Consider the following 26,168-nt stretch of genomic DNA (forward strand, 5'->3'; position numbering starts at 1 on the left):
GGGGGGATGTGGGGGATCTTTTGAAGGTCGCGGCGGTTTACGTGGTGCCGAGCTGGTGGGAGGGGCAGCCGCTGACGGTGCAGGAGGCGCTGCGGGCGGGGGTGCCGATCGTCGGGACCCGGGTGGGGGGAATTCCCGGCATGGTGGGCGATGCGGGGTTGCTGGTGCCGCCGGGGGATGGGAAGGCGATCCGGGACGCGGTCGTACGGGTGCTCAGCGAGCCGGGGCTGGCGGAAAAGCTGGGGAAAGCGGCGGCGGAGCGGGGGCGGCAGCTGCCCACCGAGGCGGACGCGGTTCAGGCGGTCTTGCGGGCCTATGCCGGGGACGCCGCACCGGACGAACCCGGGAATTAAACGCGTGAGTAAAGGGTTCCCCACAGTGATTCCAAGAAGAACAGGGCCCCAACGGTAGGTCAGCTTCTATGGGATCCCTATACTGAGACCGTTGGGGGGGAGTATCCCTTCGTGACAGTCCCGTCATCACGGCTTTAGAGCCCGGGGCTGTCGGTCTGTCTGGGCATGATCAAAACGTGCCTGACAGGCGGGAGAGACCTCCGGCAGTGTGTATTGTCGCGCGCCGGAGGGGCTACTGCTGTGAACATTCCTGCCTGGGGTTGGGCCGCCGTCATCATCGGCCTGTTGATCGTGATCGCCTTCGACCTGTGGATCGTGGACCGCGGCGAGGCGAAGGAGTTCTCCTTCCGCCAGGCGGGATTCTGGGTCGGCTTCTACGTCGCACTGGCCGTGCTCTTCGGCATCGGACTACTGATCTTCGCGGGGCCGACGGAATCCGGCGAGTTCTTCGCGGGCTATCTCACCGAATACAGCCTCAGCGTCGACAACCTGTTCATCTTCTTCATCATCATGTCGAGATTCGCGGTGCCGAGGGAGTATCAGCACAAGGTCCTGCTGATCGGCATCCTGATCGCCCTGGTGATGCGCGGCATCTTCATCGCGATCGGCGCCGCCGCCCTCAACCAGTTCCACTGGCTGTTCTACGTGTTCGGCGTCTTCCTGGTCTACACCGCGTACACCCTGATCCGCGACCACGGCAAGCACGAGGACGACTTCGCCGAGAACATCCTGCTCCGCACCGCCCGCCGCTGGTTCCACACCACCCCGGACTTCGTCGGCTCCAAGACGATCGTCAAGATCGACGGCAAGCGCATGGTCACCCCGATGCTCATCGTGATGATCGCCATCGGCACCACCGACCTGCTGTTCGCGCTGGACTCCATCCCCGCGATCTTCGGCCTCACCCAGGACGCCTTCATTGTCTTCACCGCCAACGCGTTCGCCCTGATGGGCCTGCGCCAGCTGTACTTCCTGCTCGGCGGCCTGCTGCAGCGGCTGGTCTACATCAGCTATGGCCTGTCGTTCATTCTCGCCTTCATCGGAGTCAAACTCGTCCTCGAAGCGATGCACGACACGGTCTCGTGGGCGCCGGAGATTCCCATTTCGGTCTCGCTGGGTGTCATTATCGTGACCATGGTCGTGACCACCCTGCTGAGCCTGATGAAGTCCCGCAAGGACGCCATCGCCGCCCCAGCCGAAGCGGAGCAGCACTAGCGCAACGACCGGGGAGGCGCTTTGCTTGTCTCGTTGTGGCCGTGTAAAGACGGTGGGATCGGTAACATAGGTAGTTAAGTCACATTACGGTCCCTAGTCGCAAAAGAGTACAAAGGCTCCCAGTGTCGAACGATTCTGTTAGTCCTCGCGCGCTCCGGCTGGCGCGCGGGGTGTCCCCGTGGCTGGCTCCGACCGCCACGGCGGCGGCCGTCACAGCCCTCCTCACCCGGAGGTCCGCCAAGTGGGCGTTCGCGGCGGTGCCGCTGGCCGCGCTCACCGGCGGCATGCTCTGGTTCTTCCGCGACCCGGAGCGCACGCCCGGCTTCGGGCGGCTGCTCTCGCCCGCCGACGGCGTGGTGCAGAGCATCGACCCGATCGAGGACGGCCGGACCCGGGTGGCGATCTTCATGAGCCCGGTGAACGTGCACGTCAACCGTGCCCCGGCCGCCGGAACCGTGACCTCGGTCGAGCACGTCTCCGGCGGGTTCACGCCGGCGTTCAACAAGGACAGCGACAAGAACGAGCGGGTGGTGTGGCATTTCGACACCCCGCTCGGCGACATCGAGATGGTGCAGATCGCGGGCGCGGTGGCGCGCCGGATCATTCCGTACGTCCCGGTGGGGGCGAAAGTCGCCCAGGGGGCTCGAGTCGGGCTCATCCGGCTGGGTTCCCGGGTCGATGTCTACCTGCCGGAGGGGATCCAGCCCGCGGTCACCGTGGGCGACAAGACGGTGGCGGGGGTGACCCGCATTGACCGCGCCTGATCTCGGGGCGAGGGGCACGGCGGGCTGGTCCATCGACGCCCCCATGGAAGACTCCATCGACACCTCGATCGAGGAGATCGAGGAGACCGAGGAGCCGCGCGGGCCGGTGGGCAAGGCCTTCCGGCTCTCCGCCGCCGACTCGCTCTCGCTCGGCAACGCCCTGTCCGGCTTCCTGTCCGTGGTCGTGCTCGCCTACTCGGCGATCGACCAGCTCAAGGTGGACGGCAAGTTCGAGCCCGATCCCCGCTTCTTCGGCACCGCCGTGGTGCTGCTGCTCATCGGCGCCACCTGCGACCTGTTCGACGGCCTGGTGGCCCGCCGGTTCCGGGCGTCCGCGATGGGCGCCGAGCTGGACAACCTGGCCGACGTGATCAGCTTCGGCTTCGCGCCCGCGTTCATGGTGGTCATCTGGGGTGGTTTCGCCGAACGGATGCCGCTCTGGCTGGTCCTGGCCGCGGCCGGGTCGGTGCTGCTCGCCGGGGTGATCCGGCTGGCCAGGTTCGCCTGCGTGAAGACCAAGAGCGGCGACTTCATGGGGTTGCCGATCCCGATGGGCGCGATGACCGTCGTGTCGATCGTGCTGCTGTTCCAGCCGACGGTGTGGACGATCGGGGGCATCTTCGCGGTGGCCTGGCTGATGGTCAGCCGGGTCGAGTATCCCAAGCCGAAGGGCAACCTGGCGGCCTTGGTGCTCGGCTGGATGATGATCAACGTGGCCTGTTTGACCATCTGGGCGGCCGGTCTGGCCGGCGGCGACGAGCTCATCCAGGTGGGCGCGATCATGCAGATCGCCATCGTGTCGGCCATCCCGCTGCGGGTGCTGATGTTCAAGCGCTCCCAGCGCAAGGAGCGGAGCTCCATCTAGGAAAGGAGCGGAGCTCCATCTGAGGGAACGGGGTCCGCACGATTCGGGCCCCTTTTCCCGCTGGCGGGCGTGACGTTCAATGGAGGCATGACCGCTACGCCCCGTGAGCAGTCCCGGACCTACCTTCTCGGCAAGCTGGCCAGAGAGCTGGAGCTCAGGGGGATAAATGTGGAATTACACATAAATCCCACCTCACTCAGGGTGATCGTTTCCGGTTCGGCCGCCGAGACGGTGGAATGCGTGGACGCCGCCGACGGCTGGTTCTACTGCTGGTCGTGGGGCGACATCGTGGAAAGCGCCGACGACCCGTCAGCCGCGGCCGACCGAATCCTCCGCTCTTTCGGCACCCCGATGCCGCCTCCCCGACCCAGCCTCGACTGAGACCGCCAACCTAATCGAGCGCCTCCAGAATGAGCAGGTTGTCGCCTACTCGCCGCTATCCGGCGCCGTTCACGCAGGTGGTGGTCCTCGCCACCCCGGCGCCAAAAGAGGTCGCCAAACCCGAGATCGCCTAACCCGGGATTGCCAAATCCGGCATTGCCCGACCCGGGATCGCCAAATCCGAGGTCACCAGCCTCGGGCGCGCCATTCCGGCAGGGCCGGGCGTTCGGCGCCGAGTGTGGTGTCCTTGCCGTGGCCGGGGTAGACCCAGGTCTCGTCCGGGAAACGGTCGAAGATGCGCTCCACCACGTCGGTGTAGAGCTGGTCGAAACGCTGCGGGTCCTTCTGGGTGTTGCCCACCCCGCCGGGGAACAGCGAGTCGCCGGTGAAGATGTGGCCGGGGTAGTAGATCGCGATCGATCCCGGCGTGTGCCCGCGCAGGTGCACCACCTCCAGGCTGAGCACACCGAGCGCGATCCGGTCCCCGTGCTCCACCTCGCGGGAGCGGACCGGCAGCGCAGGCGCGTCCAGCGGATGCGCGATCGGCGTCGCGCCGGTCGCCTCCGCCACCGCGGCCAGCGCCTGCCAGTGATCCTGATGCTGGTGCGTGGTGACGATCGAGCTGATCGGCATCTTCCCGATCAGGTCAAGAATACGATCGGGCTCGGCGGCGGCGTCGATGAGCAGCCCATCGCCGGTCTCCTTACACCGCAGCAGGTACGCGTTGTTCCCGAAACCCCCCACTTCGATCTTGGCTATGGTCAGCCCGTCCAGCTCCCGCACATCGGCGGGCCCACCCTGGACAACGTCTCCCGTATAGCTCATTACTCTCCTCATAAGTCGGTACGGCCTACGTTATCGAGCCCACGCGATCGTGCCGGAAACCGACCAGAATCGCGGTCCACGAGACTCATCCGACAAAGTCGATCATGAATGGTCCAGACGGCCAGGGGCCAGGCATTGCCCAGCGTGCGGTTCGGAGCCCGCGATCATGCGGTTCAGACGGCCAGGGGCCACGTTGCCCAGCGTGCGGTCTGCCGAGTTCGTGATCGCGCGGTTCGGACGGCCACAGGCCAGGCGTCACCCAGCGTGTGGTTCGCGGAGCTCGTGATCGCGCGGTTCAGCCGGCCACGGGCCAGGCGTCGCCCAGCATGCGGTTCGCGGAGCTCGCGATCGCGCGGTCAGACGGCCGGGGGCCAGCTGTCCGGGATTTGCGCGGGCAGGCCGGGTGGGGCGGACTGGAACGGCCAGGAGGGTGGGGTGGGGAGTGGGCCTGAGGCGGTGAGGCGGTGGCCGGTGGTGCGGCCGGACAGCCAGGCGAGCAGGTCCCGGCGGGAGCCCTCCACGGTGGGGCCCTCGCCCAGGCCGGTCCAGGTCTCGTCGAGCGCCTCGTCGGTCGCCACGACCCTGATCTCGCTGACCGGGCCCGCACCCGGGGTCCAGCTGCGCATGGTGTCGTGGAAATCCCAGACGACATACTGCTCCGGCCAGTCCGGCCAGTCGTAGCCCCGGTCGAGGTCGCCGTGGTGGATCTCCACCTCGCGCAGGCGGCGCATCAGCACATACCAGGCCGGGTGGTCCACGCGGAGCGCGTTGACCATGACCGTCCAGTCGCTCTCCGTCATCTCCCCGGCGGCCGCGGCGAACCGGGCCGCGCTCTCCTCCAGATCGGCCAGCTGCTCCTTGGCCGGACGGCCCGCGCCCGCCTCGATATCCGCGTTCCTGACGTCCATGCTCGGATACTGCGGGGTCGGGACGCCGGTGCGCGCCCAGGTGAACAGATTGATCAGGCTGTCGCCGCTTCTGGCGACATGGGTGATGACATGCCCCCGGCTCCAGCCCGGCAGGCGGGACGGCGCGAGGATGTCGGCGTCGGTCAGCGCGGCCACCGTGGTGACCAGGCGCTCGGTCGAGGCGGTGAGCTGGTTCTGGTACGCGTCGAGGACTGACATGAACCCCGATCGTATCCGGCGGCGGCGACAGAAGCGGGACCGGGGAATGTCCAGCGGCCGGTTGACGCTGCATTTACCCTGGATGTGGATGAGGTCGACGGCCGTGTGGCAGGACCTCGCGAAAATGTCAGTGGGTCTGGGTAGCCTGCCCCGTGCACCTCCTGTTGACGCAATCGACCTACCGGGATCGCCGTGGCTGACCGCCTTATCGTGCGTGGCGCACGAGAACACAACTTGAAGGACGTCTCGCTGGATCTCCCGCGAGACGCTCTGATCGTCTTCACCGGGCTGTCCGGCTCCGGCAAGTCCAGCCTGGCCTTCGACACGATCTTCGCCGAGGGCCAGCGCCGCTACGTGGAGTCCCTCTCTGCGTACGCACGGCAGTTCCTGGGCCAGATGGACAAGCCGGATGTGGACTTCATCGAGGGGCTCTCCCCGGCGGTCTCCATCGACCAGAAGTCGACCAGCAGGAACCCCCGCTCCACGGTCGGCACGATCACCGAGGTCTACGACTACCTCCGGCTGCTCTGGGCCAGGATCGGGAAGCCGCACTGCCCGCAGTGCGCCCGGCCGATCGCCAGGCAGACGCCGGAGCAGATCGTGGATCGGGTGCTCGAGCTGGAGGAGGGCACCCGATTCCAGGTGCTCGCGCCGGTCATCCGCGGCCGCAAGGGGGAGTATGCGGAGCTGTTCCGCGAGCTCACCACGAAGGGCTTCGCGCGGGCCCGGGTGGACGGCACGATCATCCGGCTGGAGGAGCCGCCGACCCTCAAGAAGTACGAGAAGCACGACATCGAGGTGATCGTCGACCGGCTCGCGGTCAAGGACACCGCGCGGCGGCGGCTGACCGACTCGGTGGAGACCGCCCTCCAGCTCTCCGGCGGCACCATCACCCTGGACTTCGTCGACCTCGACCCGGGCGACCAGAACCGGGAACGGTTCTACTCCGAGCACCTCTACTGCCCCTATGACGACCTGTCGTTCGAGGAGCTGGAGCCCCGCTCGTTCTCGTTCAACTCGCCGTTCGGCGCCTGCCCGGAGTGCACCGGCCTCGGCACCCGGATGGAGGTCGACCCCGAGCTGATCGTGCCCGACCCGGAGCGCACCCTCGGCGACGGCGCGATCTCGGTCTGGTCTGGCGGCCACACCAGCGACTACTTCGAGAAGCTGATGGAGGGCCTCGGCAACGCCCTCGGCTTCACCCTGGACACCCGCTGGGACCGCCTGTCCAAGCAGGCCCAGAAGTCCCTGCTGCACGGCCACGACGAGCAGATCCACATCCGCTACAGCAACCGGTATGGCCGGGAGCGGTCCTACTACACCAACTTCGAGGGCGCCATCACCTGGGTGCAGCGCCGGCACGCCGAGTCGGAGAGTGACGCCGCCCGCGAGAAGTACGAAGGATATATGCGGGAGGTGCCCTGCCCGGCCTGCCAGGGCAAGCGCCTCAAGCCGGTGTCGCTGGCCGTCACCGTGGGCGGCTCGTCGATCGCCGAGGTGTCGTCGCTGTCGATCGGGGAGTGCGCGCGCTTCCTGGGCGGGTTCAAGCTGTCCGCGCGCGACATGCAGATCGCCGAACGGGTGGTCAAGGAGATCAACGCCCGGCTCGGCTTCCTGCTGGACGTCGGGCTCGACTACCTGACCCTCGACCGGGCCGCCGGGACCCTGGCCGGGGGCGAGGCACAGCGCATCCGGCTGGCCACCCAGATCGGGTCCGGCCTGGTCGGCGTGCTCTACGTGCTGGACGAGCCGTCCATCGGGTTGCACCAGCGGGACAACCATCGGCTGCTGGAGACCCTGATCCGGCTGCGCGACATGGGCAACACGCTGATCGTCGTCGAGCACGACGAGGACACCATCGCCGCCGCCGACTGGGTGGTCGACATCGGCCCCGGGGCCGGTGAGCACGGCGGCCAGGTCGTCGTGTCCGGAACCGTGGACGAGCTTTTGTCCAGCGAGGAGTCGCTGACGGGGGCGTACCTGTCGGGGCGGCGGGAGATCGCGATCCCGGCCAAGCGCCGCAAGCGCGACCGGAAGCGGCAGCTCACCGTGAAGGGCGCGCGCGAGCACAACCTCACCGGCGTGGACGTGGACTTCCCGCTGGGCGTGTTCACGGCCGTGACCGGGGTGTCGGGTTCCGGCAAGTCGACGCTGGTCAACGACATCCTGTACAACGCGCTGGCCAAGGAGCTGCACAACGCCAGGACGGTGCCGGGCCGGCACTCCCGGGTGGTCGGGATGGATCTGCTGGACAAGGTCGTGCACGTGGACCAGTCCCCGATCGGGCGCACGCCCAGGTCCAACCCCGCCACCTACACGGGGGTGTTCGACCACGTCAGGAAGCTGTTCGCGGCGACCACCGAGGCGAAGATCCGCGGCTATCAGCCGGGCAGGTTCAGCTTCAACGTCAAGGGCGGCCGCTGCGAGGCATGCTCGGGCGACGGCACCATCAAGATCGAGATGAACTTCCTCCCGGATGTGTACGTGCCGTGTGAGGTCTGCCACGGCGCCCGCTACAACCGGGAGACCCTGGAGGTCCACTACAAGGGCAAGACCATCTCCGAGGTCCTGGACATGCCGATCGAGGAGGCCCTGCACTTCTTCGAGGCCATCCCCGCCATCCGCCGCCACCTGGACACCCTCAACGCGGTCGGCCTCGGCTACGTCCGCCTCGGCCAGCCCGCCACCACCCTGTCCGGCGGCGAGGCCCAGCGCGTCAAGCTCGCCTCCGAACTCCAGCGCCGCTCCACCGGCCGCACCATCTACGTCCTCGACGAGCCCACCACGGGCCTGCACTTCGAGGACATCCGCCGCCTGCTGGGCGTGCTCAACCGCCTGGTCGACAACGGCAACACCGTCATCGTCATCGAACACAACCTGGACGTCATCAAGACCGCCGACTGGGTCATCGACATGGGCCCCGAAGGCGGCTCCCGCGGCGGCTTGGTGGTGGCCACCGGCACCCCCGAGGACGTGGCCCTCATCGACGCCAGCCACACCGGCGCCTTCCTCCGCAAGATCCTCGGCCTCTAAATGTTGTGTACGCCCCTGGGGCCGTGATGCCAACGGTCCCGGGGGCGGCCATCGACGCCAGTCACAACGGCGCGTTCCTGCGCAAGATCCTCGGCCTGTCAGCTTCTCGGCCGTGAAACGACCGAGCTCGCAGCTCCTCCCCGTCGATGGCTTCGACGGTTCAGGCCGCGTACGGCAGCGTGACTCACTGCCCGGCATGGCAGGCCATGCCACGTATCACGGTGCCGATAACAGGTCGTTGGAGCCGTTCCCCGGCAAGCCGGGTGCGTTCATTCCCGTCACCGCATCACCAACAGTAACAGTGGAATCACAAATGGAGGAAGTTCTTCCTCTCAGGCCCGAACCCCCTAGGTTCCTGGCTAGACCCCGCTGAATTGTGTACGCCCCTGGCGCGATGCCGGTGCTCTGGGCGGCCATCGACGTCAGCCGCACCGGCGCGCTCTCCGCAAGATCCTTCGCGTCCAGAGGTTGCGATGCGGCGGCCCTGGTGACGGGTGCTCAGGGGCGGCGGCGGGTGTCGCCTGCCCTGCTTCGCGGGGTTGTGACGGGCAGGGGAGCGGGCGGCTTGGGAGCGTCAGAGCACTTTCGGGGAATCGGTAATTGTCCATACTCCGCCCGTTACTGGTGCGGCATGCTGAACCCTCATCGGGGTGACAGCCGTACTTAATGACAACAGACCCCAGTGGAGGGCGAAACATGGATGCTTCCGGCAACCCCTTGCCGATTTCCGGGAATGCTTCGACAGCTGAGCGGCGGGAGCCAACGCGGCGAGCGGTGGTCCTGGGCGTGGGCGGGGCCGGGCTCGCGGTCGCGCTGACGGCGTGCACGGGTTACCAGTCGGGAGGTGGGACCACAGCCGCGGAACCGGCCGACCCTCCGGCCGAGGACCCGCCCCCGGCGGACGTGACCGAGGACAGCGCGACTGACGGCGGAGCTGAGACCGAAGAGGCACCTCCGGCGGATGAGGCTCCCCCTGCGGACGCGATCGCGAAGACCGCTGACATCCCGGAGGGCGGTGGCAAGATCTTCGAGAACGAGAAGATCGTGATCACCCAGCCCACCGCCGGGCAGTTCAAGTGCTTCACGGCCGTCTGCACCCACCAGGGCTGCACGGTGGCCAGCATCTCCAACGGCACCATCAACTGCCCCTGCCACGGCAGCCGCTTCAAGATCGAGGACGGCTCAGTGGCCGGCGGCCCCGCCAAGGGCCCCCTGGAGGAGAAGCAGATCAGCGTCTCCGGCGACAGCATCGCCCTGGCCTGACCCGCACACCACGCCACACACCAAAACGCCACACACCGAGAACCACGACCGAACATCACACACCGAGAACCACAAGCGTCAGAACGTCATAACGCCATACGACCCCAAGCCGGATATCCAGCTTGGTCATTGACTGCGAGATCCGTCCGCTGTGTGGCCGGATGGATCTCGCGCGCGCCGATACTCCTGGGGTGAAGGGCTCCCCGCGGCTACGGGAAGCCCTTTCGGCGCGCACCGGCCCCGCGTCCCCGACATGGTGGGCGCGGGGCCGGGCCCTTTCCGTGCTCATCACGGCCACGACCGCGCCGGGCGACCAGCCCCACGCCTGTCATGGCCGCCCGCGGTGGGTGACGGGTCCTGGACCGGTCATGGTCGCCCGTGCCGGAGGACGGGGTGGACCTCTTCGGTCGGCCGCCACCGTGCGGAGCGACGGACCCCACGTCGGTCATGGCTGCCCACGCTGGGCGGCGGGCCCTGCGCCGGTCATGGCCGCCCGTGCCGGAGGACGGGGTCGATCTCTTCGGTTGGCCGTCACCGCGTCGGCAGCGCTGAGCCAGACGGGATTGTCGGTGGGGGACAGTAGGCTTTGAGAGTGGCAGATCCGGCAACTTATCGGCCAGCGCCCGGATCGATTCCCGAGTCGCCTGGGGTCTATCGATTCCGGGATCCCAGCGGTCGGGTGATCTACGTGGGCAAGGCGAAGAGCCTGCGGCAGCGGCTCAACTCCTACTTCGCGGATTTCGCGAGCCTGCACTTCCGGACCCAGTCGATGCTCACCACCGCCGCACGGGTGGACTGGACGGTGGTCCGCACCGAAGTCGAGGCGCTGCAGCTCGAATACTCGTGGATCAAAGAGTTCGATCCCCACTTCAACGTGAAATACCGCGACGACAAGTCGTATCCGTACCTGGCGGTCACGATGGGGGAGGACTTTCCCCGCGTGCAGGTGCTGCGCGGGGCCAAGCGCAAGGGAACCCGCTACTTCGGGCCTTACTCGCACGCGTGGGCGATCCGGGAGACCGTCGATCTGCTGCTGCGGGTCTTCCCCATCCGGTCCTGCTCGTCGGGCGTCTTCAAACGCGCGGGGCAGATCGGGCGGCCGTGCCTGCTCGGCTACATCGAAAGGTGCTCGGCGCCCTGCGTGGGCCGGGTCACCCCGGACGAGCACCGCGCCCTGGCCGAGGACTTCTGCGACTTCATGGCGGGCAACACCACCCGGTTCATCAAGCGGCTCGAACACAAGATGCGGGAAGCCTCCGCCGTCCAGGAATACGAGCTGGCCGCCCGGCTCCGCGACGACGTGCAGGCGCTGCAGAAGGCGCTGGAGAAGCAGGCCGTCGTGCTCGGCGACGCCACCGACTGCGACGTCATCGCCCTCGCCGAAGACCCCCTGGAAGCCGCCGTCCAGGTGTTCTACGTGCGCGGCGGCCGGATCCGCGGCCAGCGCGGCTGGGTGGTCGACAAGGTCGAGGAGACCACCCCGGGCGAGCTGGTGGAGCACTTCCTGCTCCAGATGTACTCGGAGTCCGAGATCCCCAGGGAGATCCTGGTCCCGGCCGTGCCGCCCGACCACGACGCGGTCCTGGAGCTGCTGGAGGAGCAGCGCGGCTCCAAGGTCGACGTCCGGGTGCCCCAGCGCGGCGACAAGAAGTCCCTCATGGAGACCGTCGAGCGCAACGCCAAGGAAGCCCTCACCCAGCACAAGCTGCGCCGCTCCAGCGACCTGACGACCCGCGGCAAGGCGCTCCAGGAGATCGCGGACGCGCTGGAGCTCGACCAGGTCCCGCTCCGGATCGAGTGTTACGACGTCTCCCACATCCAGGGCACCAACGTGGTCGCCTCCATGGTCGTGTTCGAGGACGGCCTGGCCCGAAAGAGCGAGTACCGCCGCTTCCAGATCAAGAGCGCCGAAGGCGACGTCGCCTCCATCCACGAGGTCATCTCCCGCAGGTTCAAGCGCTACCTGGAGGAGCGCAGCGCCACCGGCGAGCTCGGCGGGGAGCCCGTCGGGGAACCCATCGACCCGGAGACCGGGAAACCGCGTAAGTTCGCGTACCCGCCGAATCTGGTCGTGGTGGACGGCGGGCCCGCGCAGGCCGCGGCCGCCCAGCGGGCGCTGGACGAGCTCGGCGTGGACGACGTCGCCGTCTGCGGCCTGGCCAAGCGGCTGGAGGAGGTCTGGCTGCCGGGCGACGACCAGCCGGTCATCCTGCCGCGCTCCAGTGAGGGCCTTTACCTGCTGCAACGCGTGCGCGACGAGGCACATCGCTTCGCCATCACCTACCATCGAGCCAAGCGGTCCAGAACACTCAAGGAGAGTGCGCTGGATGAGGTTCCCGGCCTCGGCCCAGCGCGGCGGCAAGCACTTCTGCGACACTTCGGATCCGTGAAACGGCTGAGCGACGCCACCGCCGAGGAGATCCGCGAGGTTCCGGGCATCGGTCCTTCGACAGCCGAGGCCATCGTGGCGGCGTTGCAGGGAGAGAAATGAGCCAGAACAAATGAACCAGCCCAGTGATCCCGCGTTCGTGCTCGTCACGGGCATGTCCGGGGCCGGGCGGAGCACGGCCGCGAAGGCGCTGGAGGACCTTGGCTGGTTCGTGATCGACAACCTGCCGCCCGGGCTGCTGTTCTCGCTGGCCGAGGAGGCGGGCCGGGTCAAGCTGGCCGCCGACAAGGTGGCCGCCGTGGTCGACGTGCGCTCGCTGGCCTTCACCAGCGACCTGAACGCGGCCATCGAGGAGCTGGACGGCCGCGGCGTCGGAGTCCGGGTGGTGTTCCTGGAGGCCAGCGACGACGCGCTGGTGCGCAGGTTCGAGAACGTGCGCCGCCCGCACCCGCTGCAGGCCGACGGCCGCCTGGTGGACGGCATCGACCGCGAGCGGGGCATCCTGCGCGAGGTCCGGGCCAACGCCGACCTGGTGATCGACACCTCCAAGCTCAACGTGCACGAGCTCCGCAGCAAGATCGTCTCCTTCTTCGGCGGCGAGGACCGGCCCGGCCTGAAGGTCAACATCGTCTCCTTCGGCTACAAGTACGGGCTGCCCGTCGACGCCGACCTCGTCGTCGACTGCCGATTCCTGCCCAATCCGCATTGGGTCCCGGAACTTCGCCCAATGAGCGGGCTCGACGGCCCCGTGAGGGAGTACGTTCTTGGACAGCCCGGTGCGAAAGAGTTCCTCGACGGCTATGAGGAGCTCTTCGGCGTCGTGGCGGCGGGGTACACCCGCGAGGGCAAGAGCTACGCCACGCTGGCCGTCGGCTGCACGGGGGGCAGGCACCGCAGCGTCGCCATGGCGGAGCAACTGGGCGGCAGGCTGCGCGAGCGCGGCATGGAGGTGCAAGTGAGCCATCGGGATGTGGGTCGCGAGTGAGTGAACCGGCCCCGGCCGCCAAAGTCGTCGCGCTGGGGGGCGGCCACGGGCTGCACGCGTCGCTGTCGGCGCTCAGAAGGGTCACGGCCGACCTGACGGCCGTCGTCACGGTGGCCGATGACGGCGGGTCCAGCGGGCGGCTCAGACGCGAACTGGGCGTGCTGCCCCCGGGTGACCTGCGGATGGCGCTGGCCGCGCTGTGCGGGGACGACGAGTGGGGGCAGACCTGGAGCCGGGTGGTCCAGCACCGGTTCAGGAGCGAGGGCGAGCTGCACGGCCACGCGGTCGGGAACCTGCTGATCGTCGCCCTGTGGGAGCTGCTGGATGACCCCGTGCAGGCGCTGGAGTGGGTGGGCCGGCTGCTGGGCGCGCACGGCCGGGTGCTGCCCATGGCCGCCGTCCCGCTGGACATCCAGGCCGAGGTCGAGGTGGACGGCACGGTGACCACGGTGCGCGGCCAGGTCGCCTGCGCGCTCACCGCCGGCCGGGTCCAGGCCATCTCGCTGGTGCCGCCCGACCCGCCGGTCTCGCCGGAGGCGATCAAGGCCATCCACGACGCCGACTGGGTGGTCTTCGGCCCCGGCTCCTGGTTCACCAGCGTGCTCCCGCACCTGAAGGTCCCCGAACTGGCCCGCGCGTTGTACGCGACGAGCGCCCGCCGCCTGGTCATCCTCAACCTGGCCCCCCAGCCGGGCGAGACCGACGGCTTCTCCCCCCAGAAGCACCTGGAGGTGCTCCGCCAGCACGCCCCGGCCCTGCTGGTCGACGCCGTCCTGGCCGACACCTCGGTGACGGAGGACCCCACCGAGCTGGAGAAGGCCGCGGTCGCGCTCGGTGGACGCCTGGTATTGGCTGATGTGGGAGCATCTGACGGGTCCGCGCGGCACGATGCACCCCGTCTTGCCCAGGTCCTGGACGAGATTTTCCGCGAGAAGCGGTGATCCCCCCTGCCCGGGGTGCGAGAGACTGACCACGGCGCTCCGGTGCCTGACCTGAGTAGCGTGGGGAAGCGACAACCCCCGACGGCCCCAGCGAAGCCACCGGTTGATTGCCGACATACATATTCTCGGGGAGGACATTGGCGATGGCGATGACGGGTGTAGTGAAGGATGAACTGAGTCGCCTTCCCGTGTTGAAACCCTGCTGCCGCAAGGCCGAGGTGTCCACGCTGCTGCGCTTCGCCAGCGGCCTGCACCTGGTCGGGGGCCGGATCGTCATCGAGGCCGAACTCGACACGAACGTGACGGCGCGGCGGCTCATCAAGGACATCGGCGAGGTCTTCGGCCACAAGGCCGAGGTGCTCGTGCTGGCCCCGGCCGGGCTGCGCAAGGGCTCGCGGTACGTGGTCAGGGTCTACAAGGACGGCGAGGCCCTGGCCCGGCAGACCGGCCTGATCGACAACCACGGCCGCCCGGTGCGCGGCCTGCCCCGCCAGGTGGTCTCGGGGGCCACCTGCGACGCGGAGGCGGCCTGGCGCGGGGCGTTCCTGGCGCACGGCTCGCTGACCGAGCCCGGCAGGTCGATGTCGCTGGAGGTGACCTGCCCGGGGCCGGAGGCCGCGCTGGCCCTGGTCGGCTCGGCCCGCCGGCTGAAGATCCACGCCAAGGCCCGCGAGGTGCGCGGCGTGGACCGGGTGGTGGTCAGGGACGGGGACGCGATCAGTGCGCTGCTGACCCGGCTCGGCGCCCACGACAGCGTGCTGGCCTGGGAGGAGCGGCGGATGCGCCGCGAGGTGCGGGCCACCGCCAACCGGCTGGCCAACTTCGACGACGCCAACCTGCGCCGCTCGGCCCGCGCGGCGGTGGCCGCCGGGGCCCGGGTGCAGCGCGCCCTGGAGATCCTCGGCGACGACGCCCCCGAGCATCTGGTGGTGGCGGGGCGGCTGCGGGTGGAGCACAAGCAGGCGTCGCTGGAGGAACTCGGCCAGATCGCCGACCCGCCGCTGACCAAGGACGCGATCGCCGGGCGGATCCGCCGCCTGCTCGCGATGGCCGACAAACGCGCCCAGGATCTCGGGCTGCCCAACACGGAGGCGAACTTGACGGCGGACATGCTCTCAGGCTGATCGGCTGAGTAAGAGCAGGCGGCCGGAGGCAGGACGGTTTACGGCAAACTGTAAGATTTATCGTGAATTTTATGACGTCTCGACCTGTGGGACCCTCGCGTGGTCTAAACCAATTTAAGTCCGATAGGGTCTGCACCGAGGTTTCAGTCACGTAACGACGCATGAGGAGATCGGATCACGTGAGCATCCGCGTAGGCGTGAACGGCTTCGGCCGTATCGGCCGCAACTTCTACCGTGCTGCCGCCGCCAGCGGCAAGGACATCGAGATCGTCGCTGTCAACGACCTGACCGACAATGCCACGCTCGCCCACCTGCTGAAGTACGACAGCATCCTGGGCCGCCTGCCGTACGAGGTGAAGGCGTCGGCTGACGAGATCACGGTGGACGGCAAGGCCATCAAGGCGTTCGCCGAGCGCGACCCGGCCAAGCTGCCCTGGGGGGACCTGGGCGTCGACGTGGTCGTGGAGTCGACCGGCTTCTTCACCGACGCCAACAAGGCGAGGGTGCACGCCGAGAACGGCGCCAAGAAGGTCATCATCTCCGCTCCGGCGAAGAACGAGGACGTCACCATCGTGATGGGCGCCAACCACGGGATCTACGACCCGGCGGCGCACACGGTCATCTCCAACGCCTCCTGCACCACCAACTGCCTCGCCCCGCTCGCGAAGGTGCTCAACGACACCTTCGGCATCGAGAAGGGCCTGATGACCACGATCCACGCGTACACCCAGGATCAGAACCTCCAGGACGGGCCGCACAGCGACCTGCGGCGGGCCCGCGCGGCCGCGATCAACATCGTGCCCACCTCCACCGGCGCGGCCAAGGCCATCGGCCTGGTGCTGCCCGAGCTCAAGGGCAAGCTGGACGGCTACGCGCTGCGCGTGCCGATCCCCACGGGCTCGGCCACCGACCTCACCGTGGAGCTCAAGCGCGAGGTCACCGTCGAGGACGTCAACGCCGCGTTCAAGGCCGCCGCCGAGGGCGCCCTCAAGGGCTACCTCAGCTACACCGAGGACGACATCGTCTCCTCCGACATCGTCACCGACCCCTCCTCCTGCATCTTCGACGCCGGCCTGACCAAGGTCATCGGCAACCAGGCGAAGGTCGTCGGGTGGTACGACAACGAGTGGGGCTACTCCAACCGCCTGGTGGACCTCATCGAGTACGTGGGTGCCTCACTCTGATGCGTGGCCTCGACGAACTCGACGTGAAAGGTCGGCGCGTGCTCGTGCGCGCCGACCTGAACGTGCCGCTGGACGGGGAGACGATCACCGATGACGGCCGGATCCGGGCCTCGGTGCCCACGATCCGCAACCTGGTCGACCGCGGCGCGATGGTGATCGTGTGCGCGCACCTGGGCCGTCCGAAGGGGTCGCCGAACCCGAAGTTCTCGCTCGCCCCCGTCGCGAAGCGCCTGGCCGAGCTGCTCGGCGAGCCGGTGGACTTCGCCACCGACGTGGTGGGCGACTCCGCCCAGGCCACGATGGCGGGCCTGCGCGACGGCCAGGTGGCGCTGCTGGAGAACCTGCGCTTCGAGCCGGGCGAGGAGTCCAAGGACGACGCGGAGCGGGCCCTGTTCGCGGGCAAGCTGGCCGCGCTCGCCGACCTCTACGTGGGTGACGGCTTCGGGGCCGTGCACCGCAAGCATGCCTCGGTCTACAACGTGCCCCGGCTGCTGCCGCACGCGGCGGGCGGCCTGGTGCTGGCCGAGGTCGAGGTGCTGAAGAAGCTCACCGAGGACCCGGCCCGCCCCTACGTGGTGGTGCTCGGCGGGGCGAAGGTGTCCGACAAGCTCGGCGTCATCGCCAACCTGCTGACCAAGGTGGACCGGCTGCTCATCGGCGGCGGCATGGCCTACACCTTCCTCAAGGCGCAGGGGCACGAGGTGGGCAACTCGCTCCTGCAGGAGGAGAAGCTCGGCGAGGTGCGCGGCTTCCTGGACGAGGCCGCCGCGCGCGGGGTCGACCTGGTGCTGCCGGTGGACGTGCTGGCCGCCGACGGGTTCGCGCCGGACGCCGCGTTCGAGGTGGTGGACGCCACCGCGATCCCCGCCGACAAGGAGGGCCTGGACATCGGCCCGCGCACCCGCGAGCTGTTCGCGAGCAAGCTGGCCGACGCCAGGACGGTGTTCTGGAACGGCCCGATGGGCGTGTTCGAGTTCGACGCCTTCGCCGGGGGCACCCGCGCGGTCGCCGAGGCCCTGATCGCCTCGGACGCGTTCACGGTCGTCGGCGGCGGCGACTCGGCCGCGGCGGTGCGCAGGCTGGGCCTGCCCGAGGACGGGTTCTCCCACATTTCCACGGGAGGCGGCGCTTCCCTCGAATACCTTGAGGGCAAGACCCTGCCGGGCCTGGCCGCGCTGGAGGACGATCACGTTGAGTCGTAAACCGCTGATCGCCGGCAACTGGAAGATGAACAAGAACCACCTTGAGGCGATCAAGCTGGTTCAGGAGCTGGCGTTCTCGCTCACCGACAAGGACTTCGACAAGGTCGAGATCGCGGTGGTGCCCCCGTTCACCGACCTGCGCAGCGTGCAGACCCTGGTGGACGGCGACAAGCTCCGGATCGAGTACGGCGCGCAGGACCTGTCCGCGCACGACGCCGGCGCCTACACCGGGGAGATCTCCGGGGCCCAGCTGGCCAAGCTCGGCTGCACCTTCGTCCTGGCCGGCCACTCCGAGCGCCGGCAGTACCACGCCGAGGACGACGCGCTGGTCAACGCCAAGGTGAAGGCCGCCTACCGGCACGGGATCACGCCGATCCTGTGCGTGGGGGAGGGGCTGCCCATCCGGCAGGCCGGGGACCAGGTGCCGTACACGATCGCGCAGGTGGACGGGGCGCTGGAGGGTGTCAGCGCCGAGCAGGTGAAGTCGATCGTCATCGCGTACGAGCCGGTGTGGGCCATCGGCACCGGGGAGGTCGCCACCCCGGAGGACGCGCAGGAGGTCTGCGGGGCCATCCGGACGCGACTCGCCGGGCTCTATGACCGCGAAGTGGCCGACGCCGTCCGTATCCTTTACGGAGGTTCGGTGAAGTCCGACAACACCGCGGGGATCATGGCCAAGCCCGATGTCGACGGCGCGCTCGTCGGCGGAGCTAGTCTGGACCCGAGTGAGTTCGTCAAAATTTGCCGTTTTGGCGAGATGTCGGGCTAGCTCATCCATTTGGGGGGTGCGACTTGACAACAAGTCGTACCCTCAAAGAGCAAGATTGAATCGTCGTCATGCCGCATAAGGCGCTACCGGGAACAGGTCTACGGTGACTATCGGAATCTCCATCGCGCTCATTCTGTCGAGCCTCCTCATGATCCTTCTCGTCCTGCTCCACAAGGGCAAAGGCGGAGGTCTGACGGACATGTTCGGCGGTGGCTTCGCGTCGTCGTTCGGTGGCTCGTCCGTCGTGGAACGTAACCTCGACCGCCTCACGATCATCACGGGTTCCGTGTGGTTCGTGTGCATCATCGCGCTCGGCCTGCTGCTCAAGCCGTAGCAGTCCGCCGCGTGACATAGATTCATTTCTCCCCCGCTATTCTCGCGGGGCGATCGAGGAGGAGTTCATCCGTGGGTAGTGGCAACGCGATCCGTGGCAGCCGAGTCGGCGCCGGTCCGATGGGCGAGGCCGAGCGTGGCGAGGCGGCCCCCCGCGTGCGGGTCTCGTTCTGGTGCGCGAACATGCACGAGACGCGGCCCAGCTTCGCCAGTGACGCGGCCGTGCCCGAGCACTGGGACTGTCCCCGGTGCGGGCTGCCGGCCGGTCAGGACGAGGCCAACCCGCCCGCTCCGCCGCGGAACGAGCCGTACAAGACGCATCTCGCGTATGTGAAGGAACGCCGTAGCGACAATGACGGCGCCCAGATCCTCGCGGAGGCGCTGGAGCGACTGCGCTCGTCTTCTCGCCCGATTTACTAGCTGGTACGGCCTGAGGCCCCCGACTTCCACCAAGTCGGGGGCCTCAGCCATTCAGTGGCCGGGTCGACAACGACGGTGCGGTGGTTCTCCCACCCGCCCACCCTTTTCTTCTATCGGGGGCTCCGCCCCTCCCCGCTGTTGCCGTGGTTCTTCCACCTGACCCTTTTGCCCTCGGGCCCCGCCCCGATTCAGTGCACCTGTTCGCCGTCCACAAAGGTGGCGGTGACGCGTGTCGTCCAGATGTCGGCGGGGTCGAGGGTGAACGGGTCGCGGTCGAGGACGGCCAGGTCGGCGAGGCGGCCGGGTTCGAGGATGCCCGCGGGGGAGTCGTTGAGCCAGGCCGAGCCGGAGGTGTACGCGGCCAGGATCGTGCGCAGGGTGAGGCTCTGGCCGGGCAGGAACGGGGTTCCCGCGGTGTGATATCCGGAATTGTGGGAGCCGGGGGGTTCGGTGCGGTTCACCGCGACGTGCATGGCCTGGATGGGGTCGGCGGAGGAGACAGGCCAGTCGGAGCCCGCGGCCAGGCGGGTGCCGTGGGAGACCAGGTCGGCGAACGGGTACTGCCAGTCGGAGCGCGGGAAGCCCAGGTAGGGGATGCAGAGCTCGTCCATCTGGGCGTGGTGGGTGGCCCAGAGGGGCTGCAGGTTGGCGGTGACGTTCTGGGCGGCGAAGCGGGGGACGTCCGGCGGGGTGATGATCTGCAGGTGGGCGATGTGGTGGCGGTTGGCGGGGTTCGTGCCGGTGAGGGCGTCGAGGGCCTCGCGGACGGCGCGCTCGCCGATGGCGTGGAAATGGACCTGGAAGCCGAGGGCGTCCAGGTCTTTGACGTAGCCGCCCAGGAGTTGCGGGTCGACATAGGAGAGGCCGGTGCCGCCGCAGCGGCAGTAGGGCTCGATGACGGCGGCGGTGAAGTTCTCCGCGATGCCGTCTTGCATGATCTTGATGGCGGTGGCGCGGAAGCGGTCCAGGCCTTCGGCTGAGGCCCTTCTGGCGGTCAGGGAGGGGATCTGCTCGGCGCCCTGGGCGCGGTCCCACCAGAGGGCGCCGACGACGCGGGCTTTCAGGGTGCCGTCGGTGGCGGCGGAGATGTAGGTGGGGAGCTGGTCGTCGGAGCCCGCGTAGGAGCCGACGATGGCGTCCTGCCAGCCGGTGATGCCGAGGGAGAACAGGTGCCGCTGGGCGTCGAGGAGGGCGGCGGCCTGGTCGGCGGGGGTGGGGCGGGGGGTCAGGAGGCCGACCAGGTCCATCGCGCCCTCGTGCAGGACGCCGGAGGGGGTGCCGTCGGGGTCGCGTTCGATCCGGCCGTCGGCGGGGTCGGGGGTGTCCTTGGTGATCCCGGCGCGTTCGAGGGCTCGTGTGTTCACCCAGGCCGCGTGGTGGTCCCGCTGGATCAGGTACGCCGGGCGGTCCAGGAAATCCAGCTGCGCCCTGTGCGGCAACCCCCCAGGAAAAGCGGACATGTCCCAGCCACCGCCATCAATCCACGATTTATGGGGATTTTTCGTGGCGTAGTCGGCTATGCGGGCGATGTAGGCGTCCAGGCCGAACACCTCCGACAGCTCGCACTGGGCGCGTTCCAGGCCAGCCTGGATCGGGTGGATGTGGGCGTCGGTGAAGCCGGGGGTGAGCAGGCCGCCGTTCAGGTCGTACGGCTCGGCGTGCGGCGCCAGCCGTACCAGATCGGAGTCCCGGCCGACGGCGGCGATGCGGCCGTCGCGGACCAGGACCGCCTCGGCGAAACCCTCGGGGGTGAAGGCGCGGCCACCGCGGAAGAGCAGGTCGGTCATGTTTCAGTGTCCTGTGATCATGTCGGCGATGCGGGCGAGAACGGAGGTGCGCGGCGTGCCGGTGGCCTCCCTGGCGTCGGCGAGCCGGTAGAGACGGTACATCGCGTGCACGCCCAGCCAGCGCAGGGGCTCCGGCTCCCAGCGGCGTACCCTCCTGCCGACCCAGGGGAGGGTGGTGAGGTCGGTGTCACGGCCGAGGGCCAGGTCGGCCAGGGTGCGCCCGGCCAGGTTGGTGGCGGTGACGCCGTGGCCGGTGTAGCCGCCCGCCCAGCCGAGGCCGGTCGAGCGGTCCAGGCCGACCGTGGCGCACCAGTCGCGGGGGACGCCGAGGACGCCGGACCAGGCGTGTTCCACTCTGGCGCCCTTCACCGCCGGGAAGAACGAGGTCAGCAGCCGCCAGAGGGCGTCGACGGTCCAGTCGTGGGTGTGGCCGCGGTCGTCCAGGCGGGAGCCGTACAGGTAGGGGCGGCCGCGGCCGCCGAAGGCGATCCTGTCGTCGGCGGTGCGCTGGGCGTACATGTAGTAATGGGCCATGTCGCCGAGCAGTTCGCTGCCGCTCCAGCCGATCTCGTCCCAGCTGTCCAGCGGCTCGGTGACGATCATCGAGCTGTTCATCGGGAGCCAGTCGCGGTGGTGGCCCGGCACGGCGGCGGTGAAACCCTCGGTGCAGCGCAGCACCAGGTCCGCGCTGACCGTCCCGCCGGGCGTGACCGCCCTGCCTCGCGCGATCTCCGTGACCGGCGTGCGTTCGTGGAGCTCCACCCCAAGGACTCGTACGGCTCGCGCCAGCCCTCTGGCCAGCAGGGCGGGCTGGATCCGGGCGCAGTGCGGGCTCCAGGAGGCGGCCAGGGCTCCTTCGACGTTGATCCTCGCGGTCATCTCGCGGGTGCTGAGCAGGTCGACGTCCTCGGGGGTCCAGCCCCAGGAGCGCTGGGCGACGACCTCGGCGCGCAGCCGGGCCGCCTGGGCGGGGGTCCTGGCGACGTTGAAAAGGCCGCCTTTGACCAGGTCGGCGTCGATTCCCTCCGTGTGGGCGACCCGGATCACCTCGTCGACGGCGGCGAACATCTCCCGCTGGAATCGGAGCGCGGTGTCCCTGCCGTGGTGTTTCGCGTACCTGGCCGCGGATCCCGGGAGCAGGCCCGCCAGCCAGCCGCCGTTGCGGCCGGACGCGCCGAATCCGGCGAACTCCTTCTCCAGGACGACGACCCGCAGGGCCGGGTCGAGCTTCTTGAGGTAGTACGCCGTCCATAGGCCGGTATATCCGGCGCCGACGATGGCGACGTCCGCCTGTACGTCCCCGGCGAGGGGTTCGGTGGGTACGGGCACCCCGATCGAGCGATACCAGAAGGACACGTCCCCGTTGACGAAAGCCGGAGCGAGCGGAGCGTTCATGACGCTTATCCTGCTATATCCGTCACAGTCTCCGCATCTGGCGACGGAAGTCGCGGCCGTTTTCCCATGTCGCCGCGAGAAGCGAAGATTTGTAGTGATTTCTTGGTAAAGAAACGACTGCCACACCCTTGTGTAGCAATCGTGTAACAGTTGTCCGGCAGGCTTGTCCGCGATGGAAGGAGCGGAATTCATGGGGTTCCTGCGCATTCGTACGACGGTGGACGAACGTCCCGGACGGCTGGCCTCGCTCGCCTCGGCGCTGGCCGAGAAGGGGGGCAACATACTCGGGCTGTCCGTGCAACCCGACACCGACGGCACGGTGGACGAATTCGTCGCCGAGATCCCCGCCTCGCCCGAGGACGTCCGCGCCGCGCTGGAGGAAGCCGGGGGCCGCCGCGTCCTCGTCCTGCCCGCCAGCGCGCACGAGCTCACCGACGAACCCACCCGCGCCCTGCTCCTGGCGGCACGCCTGCGCGTGACGCCCTGGCGGCTCCCCGAGATCCTCCGCGAACTCCTGCGCGCCGACGACGCCCGGTGGATCTTCGGCTCGGACATCTCCGGAATGCCGGATCCGACCCTGCTGACCGTGCCCGTCGCCCCGCGCCGCTCCATCCGGCTGCGCCGCTCCGGGCTTCCCTTCACGCTCACCGAGGCCGCCCGCGCCGCCGCGCTCGTCCGCCTGGCCCAGCCCCCCGCCGAGCAGCCCGCCGCCGACCACGCCATCCGCCTCCCCGACGGCGCCGAGGTCCAGGTCAAACCGCTCAACCCGCTCTACCGCGAAGCCGTACGCGACCTGCACGAACGCTGCTCGCCCGAATCGCGCCGCTTCCGCTACTTCACCGCCATGCCCACCCTCACCCCCCGCATCTTCGACCACCTCTGCGACCGCAAACGCGGCCACTCCCTCGTCGCCGGCCGCGACGGCCAGTTCGTCGCCCTCGCCTCCCTCAACTTCACCCCCGACCCCGGCATCGCCGAATTCGCCATCCTCATCGAAGACCGCTGGCAAGGCCGCGGCCTCGGCACCGCCCTGGCCCGCACCCTCCTCACCGAGGCCCGCGACCTGGGCTTCGCCGAAGTCCGCGCCGCCCTCCTCTCCGACAACACCCGCATGCGCCGCCTCCTCCTCTCCCTCGGCGCAACCCTCAACTACACCGAAGACCCAGGCGTCCTCGAAGCCCGCATTCCCGTGGGCGTACTATCGGCGCCGTCCTCCTTGGGGCCGTCCTCCGCGAATCGGGATGGCGCTGGCATCCCGTAGGTCCTTTAGCGCGACGTTTCCGCTGACGACGTGGCGCGCATCCTGACTCTCCTGCCGGGCGAGGAGACGCCGGACCCAGCCGGGCGGCGGCGCTGGGTCCAACTGGTCCTGCGTAGCCATTTGGTGGACGGCGGGGGGAGAACCATCGGCGACCTGATCAACGAGCACTCATACCCGTTCCACCGCGCCGCGACTGCCGTTTCGTGAGGGCGACCACGGAGATGCCGGGGGCGGAGCCCGAGAACAAACAACGGGCTGGGCGGGTGGGAGTTCCACCGCAATCAAGAAACTTGACGAAGGCGGGCCTAGCTTGCTTCTTCTTCTGGGGTTTCTTCGTCCGGGGTCTCTTTGATGGGAACCCCCGGGTCCGGGGGAGCGCCCATGGCGTCCAGGCGGCGGTTGATGGCGTCAAGGCTGGCCTGGATGCGGAGCAGGAGTGGGTACTGGACGTTCATTCGACGGGTGACCGCGGCGCTCAGGGGGTCGAACGTCTGGGCCAGGGGTTCGTCGGCGCGTTCCCCGGGAGGCTGGCCGAGGATGTCGAGGATTCGTTCGCGTACACGCTGGAGGTGGGCGCCCTGCTCGTACAGGACCTGGGCGGCGACGCCCTCGCCTTCGCGGATCAGGCCGAGCAGGATGTGCTCGGTGCCGATGTAGTTATGGTTGAACTGGAGCGCTTCCCGCAGGGACAGTTCCAGCACCTTCTTGGCGCGAGGCGTGAACGGGATATGCCCCGATGGCGTGGAAGTGCCGAGACCGATGACCTCCCGGACCTTCTCCCGCACCCCCGCGAGATCGATGCCGCAGTCCCGTAGCGCCTGCGCGGCCACACCTTCGTCCTCGCGTACCAGCCCCAGCAGGATGTGCTCGGTGCCGATGTAGTTGTGCTGGAGCAGCCGTGCCTCCTCCTGGGCCAGCACCACGACACGCCGGGACCGGTCGGTGAAGCGCTCGAACACGGGAACCTCCGTCATCAAAGGAGACGCGTCTCCACTATGCGCCAGATTCAGCGGATCCGGGCAGGACGAAACGCGCTAACGCTCCGGTTGTCACGCACGTGGCGATCCCGTGACCCCCCAGGCGTACCTGCCGTGACAGAGCTTGCCTGGTCAATGGCCGGGTTTGGGACTCGCGGTGATGTCATGGAATTGGACCCTTTCACCTGCTCAGAAAGGTGGGACGACGATGTCCATGCACACGGTTTCCCAGCCTCTGGAAGGCCGCGTGGCGGTCATCACCGGCGCGTCCAGCGGCATCGGCGAGGCGTCGGCCGAGCGCCTGGCGGGCCTGGGCGCCACGGTCGCGCTCCTGGCCCGCCGCGCCGACCGGCTGGACAGCCTGGTCGAGCGGATCACCAAAGGCGACGGCAGCGCGGTCGCGATGGCCGTCGACGTCACCGACGCCGGTGCCGTACGCGCGGTGGCCAACCGGGTGGCGGGCGAGCTGGGCGGCGCCGACCTGCTGTTCAACAACGCGGGCGTGATGCTCCCCGCCCCGATCGAGGAACTGCGCACCGACCAGTGGCAGGAACAGATCGACCTCAACGTCACCGGCCTCATGAACGTCATCGGCGCGTTCGTCCCGCAACTCGTGGAGGCGGGGGCGGAACACGGCGTCGCCGACCTGATCAACACCGCGTCGATCGCCGCGCAGAACATTTTCCCGAACTTCGCCGTCTACTCCGCGACCAAGGCGTATGTCACGCACCTGTCCCGGCACCTGCGCGTCGAACTGGGCCCCAAGAAGGTCCGCGTCGCCGCGATCGAGCCCGGCATCGTCGGCACCGAACTCCAGAATCATGTCACCGACGAGGGCGCCCTGCAGTGGCTGGAAGGCTCCAAGAAGACGATCGAGTGGCTGACCCCGGAGGACATCGCCGAGATCATCGCCTTCATCGCCACCCTTCCACCCCGGGTGAACCTCCAACAGGTCACGATCATGCCGACCGCCCAGGCCAGCTGAGGCCCTACGACCCGGGCCGGACGAACCGTTTGAGCACGCCATTCGGCCCCGCCCGCTCCGACTCCAGCCGCAGCCCGAGCGCGGTCGCGACCCGTTCAGAGGTCACGTTCCCCGCATCGGTCTCCGCGGCCACCTCGATCGGCCCCACATGATCGAGTACGGCTCGCGCCGCCTCACTGGCCAGCCCACGCCCCCAATGCAACGGATCTACACTGTAAAGGAGCTCGGCCCCGTCATCCATCGCCCGCAACCCGCACACCCCGACCGCCGCGTCCCCCTCCAGCAGCAGCCACAACCCGTACCCATGCCGCGCGAAGTCGTCGTCACTCTCGTCGAGGATCTCCGCCACCAACTCCGCCGAGACGATCTCGTCGTCGAAGAGAAACCGCCGCACCTCCGGCCGGCTCCAGTGCGCCAGCAGCCAGGCCGCGTCCTCGCCCACAATGGGCCGCAGAACCAGCCGGGTCCCTTTGAGCATGGTCACCCTTAGAGCAAATCACATGTCAGTGGCGACGGAGCTGCCTCAGCGCGTACGCGAAGATCAGCACGCCGCCGCTCCAGGCGCCGATGATCCCCTCACGTGTCAGTGA

Annotated in this window: 24 protein-coding genes and 1 pseudogene; 19 read left to right on the forward strand and 6 right to left on the reverse strand. The window is 68.6% G+C overall.

The window, feature by feature from the left end; genetic code table 11:
- The 5 genes from Aple_RS55920 to Aple_RS48760 form a co-directional block, all read left to right on the forward strand.
- Nucleotides 1–353: glycosyltransferase (locus tag Aple_RS55920; RefSeq protein WP_155351618.1), on the forward strand; the 353-nt coding region annotated here is incomplete at its 5' end.
- A 240-nt stretch (nt 354–593) separates the two neighbouring features.
- A complete protein-coding gene (locus Aple_RS48745) occupies nt 594–1,568 on the forward strand; it encodes a TerC family protein (protein WP_218038900.1) in 975 nt (324 codons plus the stop codon).
- Nucleotides 1,569–1,690: 122 nt separating this feature from the next.
- Nucleotides 1,691–2,332 carry a phosphatidylserine decarboxylase gene (locus tag Aple_RS48750; protein ID WP_155351620.1) on the forward strand — a complete coding sequence of 214 codons (642 nt, stop codon included), beginning with the start codon at nt 1,691–1,693 and terminating at the stop codon, nt 2,330–2,332.
- Nucleotides 2,319–3,197 carry a CDP-diacylglycerol--serine O-phosphatidyltransferase gene (pssA, locus tag Aple_RS48755; protein WP_246265507.1) on the forward strand — a complete coding sequence of 293 codons (879 nt, stop codon included), beginning with the start codon at nt 2,319–2,321 and terminating at the stop codon, nt 3,195–3,197. The genes Aple_RS48750 and pssA overlap by 14 nt, the downstream gene beginning before the upstream one ends.
- An 87-nt stretch (nt 3,198–3,284) precedes the next feature.
- Nucleotides 3,285–3,578, forward strand: coding sequence for a hypothetical protein (locus Aple_RS48760; protein ID WP_155351621.1), 294 nt, complete (start codon nt 3,285–3,287; stop codon nt 3,576–3,578).
- Nucleotides 3,579–3,764: 186 nt separating this feature from the next.
- Here Aple_RS48760 and Aple_RS48765 read toward each other — a convergent pair whose 3' ends face one another.
- Both Aple_RS48765 and Aple_RS48770 read right to left on the reverse strand, forming a co-directional pair.
- Entirely contained in the window at nt 3,765–4,403 is a 639-nt protein-coding gene (locus Aple_RS48765) for an MBL fold metallo-hydrolase (protein WP_155351622.1), read from the reverse strand.
- A gap of 356 nt (nt 4,404–4,759) precedes the next feature.
- The gene (locus Aple_RS48770) at nt 4,760–5,530 is read right to left on the reverse strand and encodes a maleylpyruvate isomerase family mycothiol-dependent enzyme (RefSeq protein ID WP_155351623.1); all 771 of its coding nucleotides are present in this window, start codon (nt 5,528–5,530) and stop codon (nt 4,760–4,762) included.
- A 192-nt stretch (nt 5,531–5,722) separates the two neighbouring features.
- On the opposite strand from Aple_RS48770, the gene uvrA reads away from it, so the two are divergent.
- From uvrA to Aple_RS48825, 11 genes are all read left to right on the forward strand, one after another.
- Nucleotides 5,723–8,563 carry an excinuclease ABC subunit UvrA gene (gene uvrA, locus Aple_RS48775; RefSeq protein WP_155351624.1) on the forward strand — a complete coding sequence of 947 codons (2,841 nt, stop codon included), beginning with the start codon at nt 5,723–5,725 and terminating at the stop codon, nt 8,561–8,563.
- 774 nt (nt 8,564–9,337) lie between these two features.
- A complete protein-coding gene (locus tag Aple_RS48780; RefSeq protein ID WP_218038901.1) occupies nt 9,338–9,826 on the forward strand; it encodes a Rieske (2Fe-2S) protein in 489 nt (162 codons plus the stop codon).
- 592 nt (nt 9,827–10,418) lie between these two features.
- Nucleotides 10,419–12,317, forward strand: coding sequence for an excinuclease ABC subunit UvrC (gene uvrC, locus Aple_RS48785; protein WP_155351626.1), 1,899 nt, complete (start codon nt 10,419–10,421; stop codon nt 12,315–12,317).
- 10 nt (nt 12,318–12,327) lie between these two features.
- Entirely contained in the window at nt 12,328–13,200 is an 873-nt protein-coding gene (rapZ, locus tag Aple_RS48790) for an RNase adapter RapZ (protein ID WP_155351627.1), read from the forward strand.
- Entirely contained in the window at nt 13,197–14,141 is a 945-nt protein-coding gene (locus Aple_RS48795) for a gluconeogenesis factor YvcK family protein (RefSeq protein WP_155351628.1), read from the forward strand. Before rapZ ends, Aple_RS48795 begins: the two co-directional genes overlap by 4 nt.
- 143 nt (nt 14,142–14,284) lie before the next feature.
- Nucleotides 14,285–15,265: a DNA-binding protein WhiA gene (whiA, locus tag Aple_RS48800; protein WP_155351629.1), complete on the forward strand. Its 981-nt coding sequence runs from the start codon at nt 14,285–14,287 to the stop codon at nt 15,263–15,265.
- 179 nt (nt 15,266–15,444) lie between these two features.
- Nucleotides 15,445–16,449: a type I glyceraldehyde-3-phosphate dehydrogenase gene (gap, locus tag Aple_RS48805; RefSeq protein ID WP_155351630.1), complete on the forward strand. Its 1,005-nt coding sequence runs from the start codon at nt 15,445–15,447 to the stop codon at nt 16,447–16,449.
- The gene (locus Aple_RS48810; protein ID WP_155351631.1) at nt 16,449–17,651 is read left to right on the forward strand and encodes a phosphoglycerate kinase; all 1,203 of its coding nucleotides are present in this window, start codon (nt 16,449–16,451) and stop codon (nt 17,649–17,651) included. The genes gap and Aple_RS48810 overlap by 1 nt, the downstream gene beginning before the upstream one ends.
- A complete protein-coding gene (gene tpiA / locus Aple_RS48815; RefSeq protein ID WP_155351641.1) occupies nt 17,635–18,420 on the forward strand; it encodes a triose-phosphate isomerase in 786 nt (261 codons plus the stop codon). The genes Aple_RS48810 and tpiA overlap by 17 nt, the downstream gene beginning before the upstream one ends.
- Nucleotides 18,421–18,523: 103 nt before the next feature.
- Nucleotides 18,524–18,754, forward strand: coding sequence for a preprotein translocase subunit SecG (gene secG, locus Aple_RS48820; protein ID WP_155351632.1), 231 nt, complete (start codon nt 18,524–18,526; stop codon nt 18,752–18,754).
- A gap of 71 nt (nt 18,755–18,825) precedes the next feature.
- On the forward strand, nt 18,826–19,173 hold the full coding sequence (locus Aple_RS48825; RefSeq protein ID WP_155337075.1) for an RNA polymerase-binding protein RbpA: 348 nt from the start codon (nt 18,826–18,828) through the stop codon (nt 19,171–19,173).
- 188 nt (nt 19,174–19,361) lie between these two features.
- Here Aple_RS48825 and Aple_RS48830 read toward each other — a convergent pair whose 3' ends face one another.
- Both Aple_RS48830 and Aple_RS48835 read right to left on the reverse strand, forming a co-directional pair.
- The gene (locus Aple_RS48830) at nt 19,362–20,960 is read right to left on the reverse strand and encodes an amidohydrolase (RefSeq protein ID WP_155351633.1); all 1,599 of its coding nucleotides are present in this window, start codon (nt 20,958–20,960) and stop codon (nt 19,362–19,364) included.
- A gap of 3 nt (nt 20,961–20,963) precedes the next feature.
- Entirely contained in the window at nt 20,964–22,355 is a 1,392-nt protein-coding gene (locus Aple_RS48835; protein WP_155351634.1) for an NAD(P)/FAD-dependent oxidoreductase, read from the reverse strand.
- Between the two features lie 190 nt (nt 22,356–22,545).
- Between Aple_RS48835 and Aple_RS48840 the strand changes: the two genes are divergently transcribed.
- The gene (locus tag Aple_RS48840) at nt 22,546–23,616 is read left to right on the forward strand and encodes a GNAT family N-acetyltransferase (RefSeq protein WP_155351635.1); all 1,071 of its coding nucleotides are present in this window, start codon (nt 22,546–22,548) and stop codon (nt 23,614–23,616) included.
- Between the two features lie 30 nt (nt 23,617–23,646).
- Nucleotides 23,647–23,823 carry a hypothetical protein gene (locus Aple_RS48845; RefSeq protein ID WP_155351636.1) on the forward strand — a complete coding sequence of 59 codons (177 nt, stop codon included), beginning with the start codon at nt 23,647–23,649 and terminating at the stop codon, nt 23,821–23,823.
- Between the two features lie 287 nt (nt 23,824–24,110).
- Here the strand turns inward: Aple_RS48845 and Aple_RS48850 are convergent.
- Nucleotides 24,111–24,575 (reverse strand): annotated as a pseudogene (locus Aple_RS48850) (Clp protease N-terminal domain-containing protein); the annotation flags it as partial.
- Nucleotides 24,576–24,801: 226 nt separating this feature from the next.
- Between Aple_RS48850 and Aple_RS48855 the strand changes: the two are divergent.
- The gene (locus tag Aple_RS48855) at nt 24,802–25,578 is read left to right on the forward strand and encodes an SDR family oxidoreductase (protein ID WP_155351637.1); all 777 of its coding nucleotides are present in this window, start codon (nt 24,802–24,804) and stop codon (nt 25,576–25,578) included.
- A 4-nt stretch (nt 25,579–25,582) separates the two neighbouring features.
- On the opposite strand, the gene Aple_RS48860 is transcribed toward Aple_RS48855, so the two are convergent.
- Nucleotides 25,583–26,056, reverse strand: a complete 474-nt coding sequence (locus Aple_RS48860) for a GNAT family N-acetyltransferase (protein ID WP_246265508.1) — start codon at nt 26,054–26,056, stop codon at nt 25,583–25,585.
- Between the last annotated feature and the right edge of the window lie 112 nt (nt 26,057–26,168).

Origin of the sequence: Acrocarpospora pleiomorpha (assembly GCF_009687885.1) — a bacterium.
Classification (GTDB): Bacteria; Actinomycetota; Actinomycetes; order Streptosporangiales; family Streptosporangiaceae; genus Acrocarpospora; species Acrocarpospora pleiomorpha.